Origin of the sequence: Psychrobacter sp. (assembly GCF_035469765.1) — a bacterium.
Taxonomy (GTDB): domain Bacteria; phylum Pseudomonadota; class Gammaproteobacteria; order Pseudomonadales; family Moraxellaceae; genus Psychrobacter.
Genome location: NZ_DATIRM010000155.1, coordinates 1 through 9789, shown reverse-complemented (window position 1 = coordinate 9789; position 9789 = coordinate 1). Strand labels below are relative to the sequence as shown.

Annotated in this window: 10 protein-coding genes; 1 reads left to right on the top strand and 9 read right to left on the bottom strand. The window is 41.7% G+C overall.

Annotated features, from left to right (window positions below):
- A partial coding sequence (gene rpmG, locus VLN09_RS04435) for a 50S ribosomal protein L33 (protein ID WP_325244074.1) occupies nt 1–73 on the top strand: 73 nt, incomplete at its 5' end.
- A 155-nt stretch (nt 74–228) separates the two neighbouring features.
- On the opposite strand, the gene VLN09_RS04430 is transcribed toward rpmG, so the two are convergent.
- From VLN09_RS04430 to VLN09_RS04390, 9 genes are all read right to left on the bottom strand, one after another.
- Nucleotides 229–540, bottom strand: a complete 312-nt coding sequence (locus VLN09_RS04430; RefSeq protein ID WP_011514309.1) for a hypothetical protein — start codon at nt 538–540, stop codon at nt 229–231.
- 209 nt (nt 541–749) lie between these two features.
- On the bottom strand, nt 750–1061 hold the full coding sequence (locus VLN09_RS04425; RefSeq protein WP_325244068.1) for a hypothetical protein: 312 nt from the start codon (nt 1059–1061) through the stop codon (nt 750–752).
- A gap of 121 nt (nt 1062–1182) precedes the next feature.
- The gene (locus VLN09_RS04420) at nt 1183–1518 is read right to left on the bottom strand and encodes a hypothetical protein (protein WP_325244066.1); all 336 of its coding nucleotides are present in this window, start codon (nt 1516–1518) and stop codon (nt 1183–1185) included.
- Nucleotides 1519–1616: 98 nt separating this feature from the next.
- Complete coding sequence (gene rpe / locus VLN09_RS04415; protein WP_325244063.1) at nt 1617–2306, bottom strand: ribulose-phosphate 3-epimerase; 690 nt, start codon at nt 2304–2306, stop codon at nt 1617–1619.
- A 162-nt stretch (nt 2307–2468) separates the two neighbouring features.
- Nucleotides 2469–2729 carry a TIGR03643 family protein gene (locus VLN09_RS04410; protein ID WP_325244072.1) on the bottom strand — a complete coding sequence of 87 codons (261 nt, stop codon included), beginning with the start codon at nt 2727–2729 and terminating at the stop codon, nt 2469–2471.
- Nucleotides 2730–3010: 281 nt separating this feature from the next.
- The gene (gene fghA / locus VLN09_RS04405; protein ID WP_325244061.1) at nt 3011–3901 is read right to left on the bottom strand and encodes an S-formylglutathione hydrolase; all 891 of its coding nucleotides are present in this window, start codon (nt 3899–3901) and stop codon (nt 3011–3013) included.
- Between the two features lie 116 nt (nt 3902–4017).
- On the bottom strand, nt 4018–5499 hold the full coding sequence (locus tag VLN09_RS04400; RefSeq protein ID WP_325244059.1) for a C13 family peptidase: 1482 nt from the start codon (nt 5497–5499) through the stop codon (nt 4018–4020).
- Nucleotides 5500–5822: 323 nt separating this feature from the next.
- Nucleotides 5823–7808 carry a molecular chaperone HtpG gene (gene htpG / locus VLN09_RS04395; protein ID WP_325244057.1) on the bottom strand — a complete coding sequence of 662 codons (1986 nt, stop codon included), beginning with the start codon at nt 7806–7808 and terminating at the stop codon, nt 5823–5825.
- Between the two features lie 285 nt (nt 7809–8093).
- Nucleotides 8094–9614, bottom strand: coding sequence for a catalase (locus VLN09_RS04390; RefSeq protein WP_325244055.1), 1521 nt, complete (start codon nt 9612–9614; stop codon nt 8094–8096).
- Nucleotides 9615–9789: the final 175 nt, after the last annotated feature.

Below are 9789 nucleotides of genomic sequence, written 5' to 3'. Positions count from 1 at the left end.
CAAAATGGAAATCAAAAAATTTGATCCAAAAGTACGTCAGCATGTGCTCTTTAAAGAAGCAAAAATCAAATAATCCCCATTTTTGTAAATGGTTTTATTTGAACAAAAAAAGGGTTTATCAATTGATAAACCCTTTTTTATTGTCGTTATTTTGACTGACTACTATTTATCTATTTGCTAATATTAATATACATAGTATTTATTCAGACACTGTTCATCTATATCACTTTAACTATAGTGCGTCGGCTCTTTGTCATAGACATGCGCATGCCATTGGCTCATCTGCTTCTGCATAATAACTTGGATTGCAGCATGAATCATATGCTGACCAATCGCTTGGGTATCACTACCCAGTATCTCTTTTAATTTATCAGAAAAATCAATGGTCATCAGCGGTGCGTCATCTTGCTCAGCGTCACGTAAGAGCAATTTGCCATCGTCTGCTTCTACCAGCTCAAGGGTCGTCTCTTTTGCAAACCCTGCAAACTGATCGGTACTGTCATTATCTACTTCAATCTCATTATCGATATCGTATGGCATTAATTGTATCCTTATTATCCCGTTTACACCTGTAGAAACGCGCTACTTTACTCTTATAAAGCCACAATCTTACAGTCATGCGGGCAAAACTATCTTATTCATACAATGGACGCTTTGACGCTATAATTCAAGGGTGGTTCTGCAAGTCTTTTACGCAACCTATCCTGAGCACTCATCGTATTATAAAAAACTGCCAATTCTTATATCCCTTAACGCCAATAACGCAGCTTTGCCAAGGTAAATAAGAAGGCAACAAACATACCAAGGTAGTACACCAATTTAAGCTCAAGACTGGGGTCACGATATTTAAACGGTAACGCCACAGTGGCAGTGGCAGTTGGCAGTATCAATAGCATCAACAGCCAGTTTTCAAACACGTGTAGCCAACCTTGCAAGTCAGTTCCATGACGCAGCGAAGACAGTCCTAACAGTAAACAGGCAATAATTAAGCTTGTAAATAAACCATTTGGTAAGTCTTTTGGATAAATTATGTTGGCAATATTGGTCGGTATGATTCTCATGTAAAATTCCAGTCAAGCTTATAAAGCATGACTTAACGATTAAAAAGTGTGTCAAAAAATAACTTATAAAAATATTACCATGCACTATTTATTAAGCAAACTTATCCTTGCTAATAAAAATTTAACTATAAGTACCCATCAACCACAGCATTGAGATGCAAGAGGTTAAATATCCCAAGCTGATGGCGTTCCAGCTGGCGATATGCATGCCTTTAATCTTATTGAGTATGCGTGAACCGAGCCAAAATAAGAAAGGAACACCTATCATAAATGCTGGTACGATCACCGCCGCGTGGCGTAATACTTCACCAGCATCTTCACCAACCATCAAGCGAAAGCCGTAACCAGCTAGGCTCAGAATAAGGGCGAACATGGCTAAGCCAATAGTAATACCTTTAGGTACTAGGCTATGTGATTTCGAGTCTGGATTTTGATTTTTTGCATTTTGCATATTCATATTCCACTTTTAGCTGACGTATCGCTTTATATAATAAGTCATATAACGGCTATCAATAATAGGTAATGTTCATAGTATATAACTTACTATATGGAGCGTTATTCCCCATTTGCCAAGGCAAGCTCTGCGCGCATCGCATCGATTGCTGCTTTATAATCTTCTTGATTAAAAATCGCAGAGCCAGCAACGAACATATCAGCGCCTGCTTCAGCAATGGCACGGATATTACTGGCTTTGATACCACCATCAACTTCTAGCCTGATATCACGACCGCTGGTAATGATACGCTGACGGACTTGGCGAACCTTGTCCAGAGTCCCTTCAATAAATGACTGACCACCGTAACCTGGATTGACACTCATGAGTAGGATTTGATCAACTTTATCCATGACATAATCTAGGTAATGCAGCGGTGTTGCTGGATTTAATACCAAACCGCACTCAGCACCGCCATCTTTAATCAGCTGCAAAGAGCGATCAATATGCGAGCTTGCTTCAGGATGAAAGGTGATAATGCTAGCACCTGCTTCTAAAAATTGCTCAATCATGCTATCAACAGGGCTAACCATCAGATGCACGTCAATTGGTGCATCAATACCATAATCACGCAGCGCCTTACAAATCATGCTACCAAAGGTCAGATTGGGCACATAGTGATTGTCCATCACATCAAAATGGATAACATCTGCACCCGATTCCAATACCCTCTCCACTTCTTCACCAAGTCTAGCAAAATCAGCAGATAAAATAGAAGGCGCGATTAGGTATGGCTTAGAGGGACTGATCATAATGAGGCTACCTAGTAGGTTTTTGACTAAGGATTAAGTAAAAATGCACATACAACACAGATAATACGCATCCCTATTATAGCGGAAAATCAGAATTTATAACGGCTACTGAATAGGGATATTACAGTTGTACTTATCAGCTGTAGACAGACAGATACATAACTAGCGCGGTTTATATTGGGTTTTACAATAAGCGCGACCTACGACAAAACCTCGCATCGCTTCATGTTTGGTAGCACGGCTGCTCACCCGCTTTCGCCATAAGCGAAAAGAGGTCGGCTTTAGCTCTTGACGCATAAGCTTAATGACATCAGCTTCATTGAGACCATAGCTATGCTCTATCGCCTCAAACGTCGTTCTATCTTCCCACGCCATCTCTATCACACGCGAGCGTTGAGCTACGCTAAGTTCTCTCTCGTACACGTCATTTACTGACTGCTCAATATCTTCATTTACTTTGCTAGCATTGGTTTTGTTAGCATGAATATCGATATGGGTACGCTGCTTATTTGCTAAAGCCGCATCCATATCCACTTGCATGGTGGCAAGCGTAGATTCATGAACAGCAAAATCTGAGTGTTTATCACCTGCTACGTCTTTGCTAAATTCAGATGCGCTTAAACTTTCATAACTTGTCATAGAATTTACCTCTGTAACTATAAAACGATATAGCGAATCAATAATGCGAAATTAAAATCTAACATCTAAATAAACTGCGCCTTGCGCCAGTGATGCTCGATATGATCGTTAATAACACTTTGAATAAAATAATAGCTATGGTCGTGACCGGCTTGATAACGCAAGGTTAATGGCTGCTTAGCGTTTGTACAGGCTTGTTGCAACTTAGAAGTTTGCAGCTGACCGTCGGCTAAAAATTCGTCAGCGGCGCCTTGATCAACCAAGATACTTGAGTACTGCTGACCGACTTCTTCAATGACTTGCGAGGCGTCCGCTTGCGACCACAGTGCTTTGTCTTCACCGAAATATTCTGTGTAAGCGGCTTGACCCCATGCCGACTCACTAGCGGCACATACAGGCGATAACGCTGAGACGCTGACAAACTTACCTGGGAATTTAAAGCCCAATAATAATGCTCCGTGACCACCCATCGAGTGACCAGTGATACCGATACTATGAATTGGAAACTCTGCGCGTAACAAGTCATAGAGCTCATCGACGATGTAGCTTTGCATATTAAAATTTTCTGCCCAAGGTGCTTGGGTCGCATCGACATAGTAGCTTGCACCTTGACCAACAAAATAACGCTCATCATTTGCTACTTCAATGCCTTCACTAGTTCTAGGAGAGGTGTCCGGCGCGATAAATATCATCCCAAGCTCACTACATTTTTGCTGGAAATGTGCTTTGTGGGTGACGTTATCAGCATTACAAGTGAGACCTGATAAGTATAAAATCGCCGGACAACGCTGCCCTGCTAATGCTTCATCAGGAAGATAAATACTAAAGGTCATCGGTGTCTTGGTAGAGGTTGATTGATGGCTATAATAATGTTGCTCACCATCAAAGCAGCGATTGACACTTTTTTGCGTGAGCTGCGTGCTGGCTGAAAGACTGTGATTATAAGAATTATTCATGAGCATTATCCTTTTTAGCTAAGATAAAATAATAATGGTTTGAAATAGATGTGTATTTAAAACACACGCTTATTAAAAAAACGTCAAATTAATAAAATTTTAAATGGGATAAACAATCAGTTTGTAGTGTTATCAGCGTTTACAGCTGTGTCTGCATTCGTATCTGGTAAAACGTTGATAGTCATTGTCGCACTAGAGTTATCTGTAATACTAGCAAGCGGTGGTCCTGTTTTATCAAACAATACTTGCTCAAATGCTGGCAGCGCTGTTTCCATCAAGCTACCGATAACCATCTGTGGCTCTGATGGCTCAAACCCCATGTAAAGCTCGCGCTCTTTTATTCGGTAAGCAGCATCTTTAAAAGCGGCAGAAAAACTGGTGTTTTCTCGTAAGCTTTCAGAAAAGAATGCTTGCCCAAAATAAGTCATCTCAGCAGTATTGGTACACCCAAATGACATCTTGTCTGCTGCAGAAGCTGTGATGACTACCGTAGTTGGCGATGCCAATTCATCAATAAACGAGCCTGAATAGCATGCGGATACTACGATGACCCGCCAGCGAATACCTGACGCATCTAAAGCTTCACGTAGCCATGTTGCATCCAAATTATCCATCGCAAGCGGCGGGTTGGATAAATGAATAAAGTCCTGATCGCCATGCGATGATAGCGTCATAAATAGCACATCTTCATCAGCATTCATCTGCTGACCAATTTTTTTTAAACCACGTAAGATACTGGTTTTGGTAGCGATCGGCTCATCTAACCAAGTATAGTTATTATTAATCAATGCCAATGAATGGCCGCTAGTGCCAAAACGCACATCAAACAACTCCCGTACCTTATTAATCTCAGAGCGAAAAACGTTTTGATCAGAGAATCCTGCCACACCCATAAAGTACCAATCACTTTTACCCGGTATACTAGGATCTATACTAGCCAGCGCTTCTTGTAGTAAACGCGGCTGCTCATATAATGCCGCTTCCTCTAATACCGGCTCTACCGGTATCTGCTTAAATATGGGCTGATCAGCGACGTTACGTTGCCAAATCGTTAACAGTGCCACCGCACCGATGATGACAATAATTCGCTCCCACCAAGGTATGCGCAAGCGACGAGAAAAAATCCATAATAATGCCAAGGTTTGCCATAAAAAAAGCACCAAAAACAAGACAGGTAAGAACGAATAGCTCCAATCAGGCAACCAGCTATAGCTGCCCAAAAACTGCACCAAGCTTTGCAATAGAGCGGATAAAGTATCAGCAACCAACCATAATACTACAGGCACAAAAACCAGCGCTTGATTGCCGGCGCGCCGTGCCAGAATAATGCCACCGAGTAGAATAATCATCGGCCATATCAGATAGCTGACCAATCCTTGCTCATTAAAAACACTACCGTCTGGAGCGGCTAGCCAAGAAAATAGAACGTTGCTACCAAGCGCCAATAGTGCAAATACGGCAAACTGAATAAAGGTGGGTTTGACCCAAGAGAACGCTCGTGTTGACCCTACTAGCATCCATAAGGTTGCAATAATATTGGCAGCGAAATTGAGCGAAAAACGCTGTAGCGAGACGGTTTTTAATGACGCAAGTGACAAAGACTTAGACCTCTAGCCAGTCGAGAGAAATAAAACAAATCAATGATAAAATATTTTGATATCGATGCCATTCAATGTCTTTCATTTAAATTTTTTGCAGGGCATAAGGATATCAATTTTATATTTAATTCACTATGAAATGAATATAAGAGACGGATAGCGCACCTCAACATTATTTACTAATATTTTAGCTCGCTAATCTATCGCGATTGTAACGGATTGTCGGTCAAGAGCATAAGGCTGAATTGTAAAATTCGCTTAAAAAACTCATAAAAAAAGGAGGTCTTAAACTTAAGACCTCCTTTTTTATCAAACACTAAACATTATCTCATCAATAGCTCATTGACACGTCTGAGATAAGCAGCTGGATCTTCTAATTGACCACCATCAGCAAGCAATGCTTGGTCAAAAATTACTTGCGCCAATTTATCAAAATCTTCGGCAGACTGATCGCTACTTTCAAGCTTTTTAATCAATGGATGATCAGGATTTACCTCAAGCGTCGGTTTGCTCTCTGGTACATCTTGACCCATTTGCTTAAGCATTTGGATCATCTGTGGCGATAGCTCGCCTTCCCCAACGACCAAGCAAGCAGGGCTATCGACCAAACGTGTGGATACTTTAACGTCTTTAGCACGTTCGCCTAATGCTGCTTTAAGTTTATCAACAACTGGCTTTAAAGTTTCTTGTGCTTTTTCAGCTTCTGCTTTTTCAGCTTCATCCTGCAAGTCGCCTAAATCAACCGCACCTTTAGCGATATTTTGCAGCGGCGTTTCATCAAATGAGGTTAAGAAGTTCATTGCCCATTCATCGACACGGCTGGTCATCAAAATAACTTCGATGCCTTTTTTCTTAAACAGCTCTAATTGCGGGCTATTTTTTGCTGCCACTAGGTTATCAGCCGTTAAGTAATAAATGGCTTTTTGACCATCTTTCATGCGAGCTTTATAATCCTCAAAACTGGTCGTTTCACCATCTTGCGTGCTGGTCGCATAACGAAGCAATTTGGCAATACGCTCTTGGTTGCCCATATCTTCGCCAACGCCTTCTTTGATGACATCACCAAATTCGCTATAGAACTGCGCAAATTTCTCTTGCTTATCGGCATCTTCGCTATTGGCAAGGCTTGCTAGCAAGGTCAAAATGCGACGGGCGTTACCATCACGGATAGATTTGACATCACGCGATTCTTGTAATATTTCACGGCTGACGTTTAGTGGTAAGTCTGCTGAATCAATCACGCCTTTAACAAAACGCAAGTACATTGGCAATAATTGCTCAGCTTCGTCCATAATAAAGACGCGTTTGACATATAGCTTTAGACCATGCTGCTGGTCACGAGTATATAAGTCGACAGGTGCTTTTTTTGGAATATATAGCAGCTGCGTATACTGAACACGACCTTCAACACGGTTATGTGTCCAAGTCAGCGGCGCATCCATGTCATAGGTGATGTTTTTATAAAAATCGACATACTCTTCATCTTCAATCTCAGAGCTTGAACGTGTCCATAACGCACTGGCTTTGTTGATGGTTTCCCACTCATCGGTCAGTACCATCTCACCGCCCGCTGGCGTGTCGTCACCCTCTTCTTTGACATCTTCTTGCCAAATTTCTTTACGCATTTGAATTGGTAAGCTGATATGGTCTGAGTATTTATTCACTAACTGCTTAATTTTGCCACGGTCTAAATAGCTGTTTTCACCTTCAGAATATTCTTCTTTTAAATGTAAAGTAATTGCGGTGCCGCGAGTTTCTTTGGTGATAGGCTCAACGGTAAAGCTACCGGTACCATCAGATACCCAACGTACGCCTTTATCCGCAGGCTCGCCTGCTTTGCGTGATTCAACACTAATCGTATCAGCGACGATAAAGCCCGAATAGAAACCAACACCGAACTGTCCGATTAATTGACCTTCTTGCTTTTGTGATTCAGACAATTTATCCAAAAACGCTTTGGTACCAGATTTGGCAATCGTACCTAAGTTTTCAATCGCATCGGCTTCATTCATGCCAATACCATTATCGGTAAAGGTGATGGTCTTAGCATCTTCATCGACTGCAATACGAATGCGCAACTCGCCATCATTTTCGTACAGGCTGTCATCATTGGTCGCTTCAAAACGCAACTTATCGCAAGCATCAGAGGCATTAGAGACAAGCTCACGCACAAAAATATCTGCATTAGAATAGAGCGAATGCGTCACTAGATGCAGCAGTTGCGCCACTTCAGCTTCAAACGTATGTTTTTTTAATTCTGGGTTTTTGCTATCAGCTTTCTGGTTATCAACTGGGGTCTGTTCACTCATAAAAAACTCCTTCAATTTATGTTAAAAATTTATTATCAAATAGCCGCAATCAAACTAAACTTACTCAAATATATATTAGAGAAGCTAATGTTTGAATACTGCTAAGCTGTTTATACTAATAAGGGCGCGGAAGAAAATTTCAAGCTCAAAAACTTGATTCAATAAAAAACACCGCCCTAGTTTCCTAAGGCGGTGTCATTGGATAAGCAATTACTTAAATAATGGTTGCTAGATAAACGCTAGTAACGATACTTAGTAACTGTATTTAATAAATATATTTAATAGCTATAAACAGCTTGGTAAATGACGAGCAGGATCTGAATCACGAGCAGCTATCGCATCTTCAACGCTTAATCCCAATGCTTTGGCAACCCCTGCGCCATAAGCGGCATCACACCAGTTACAGTTGCGAATATGACGATACTGAATAAAGTCAGGCACACCGGCCATATTGTTTGCAGTGTTTTCAAAAAGCACTTGCTGCTGCTCAGCACTCATCAAGTTAAACAATGCGCGTGGCTGGCTGAAGTAATCGCTATCGTCTTCACGGAAATCATAATGCGCCGCATCGCCATCAATCTTTAATGGCGGCTCAGCATAGTCAGGCTGCTCTTGCCACTGGCTAAAGCTGTTTGGCTCATAATGCGGGCGACTACCATAGTTATCATCGACACGACCTTGACCATCACGGTGGTTGCTCATCACAGGACAGCGTGGTTTATTCACCGGAATCTGCTGATGGTTCACCCCAACACGATAGCGCTGAGCATCAGCGTAATTTACCAAGCGGTTTTGTAGCATTTTATCGGGAGATACGCTGATACCGGGTACTAAGTTACTAGGGGCAAATGCCGCTTGCTCAACATCGACAAAGTAATTGTCAGAGTTCTTATTCAACTCAAATTCGCCTACTTCAATCAGCGGATAATCACCTTTTGGCCAGACTTTTGTCAAATCAAACGGATGATAAGGGACAGTATCCGCCTCAGCTTCTGGCATGATTTGCACATACATTTTCCACTTAGGAAAATCGCCATTTTCGATGGCATCATACAAATCTTTTTGATGACTTTCACGATCCATACCAACGATATCTGCCGCTTCAGCATCGGTTAAGTTCTTAATACCTTGTTGAGTACGGAAGTGGAATTTGACCCAAAAACGCTCATTGGCGGTATTCCAAAAACTATAGGTATGCGAGCCAAAACCATGCATATTTCTATATGATGCTGGAAGACCGCGATCACTCATAACGATGGTAACCTGATGCAAAGCTTCTGGTAGCAATGTCCAAAAATCCCAGTTATTGGTCGCTGAGCGCATATTGGTACGTGGATCACGTTTGACTGCTTTATTTAAATCGGGGAATTTACGTGGATCACGTAAGAAGAATACTGGGGTATTATTGCCCACCATATCCCAGTTACCTTCTTCAGTATAAAACTTTAGGGCAAAGCCGCGAATATCACGTTCGGCATCAGCGGCACCGCGCTCGCCTGCCACCGTACTAAAGCGGGCAAACATTTCAGTCTGTTTACCTACTTCGCTGAAGATATTGGCACGGGTATACTTAGTAATGTCATTGGTCACCGTAAAGGTACCAAAGGCACCTGAACCTTTGGCGTGCATGCGACGCTCTGGTATCACTTCACGAACGAAGTTGCCTAGCTTTTCATTGAGCCAGATATCTTGCGCTAATAATGGACCACGCTTGCCGGCGGTAAGACTGTTTTGATTGTCTGCCACTGGTGCGCCATTGCCCATCGTCAACTGGGTTGGTGCATAGGGACATTTTTTATCGCTCATAGTGCTACTCGTTTGAATAATAAATGAATTAAAATACAAAATCTATTCTGAATACGCTGCTATTAATATATTCAGAATAGCGGTCATATTTTCTGAAAAACGGCTGTTTTTATTCATAGTAACCTGTCAGTGCACTCATATTAACGTGCTTGTCGTCTTGTTGACTACCATTACA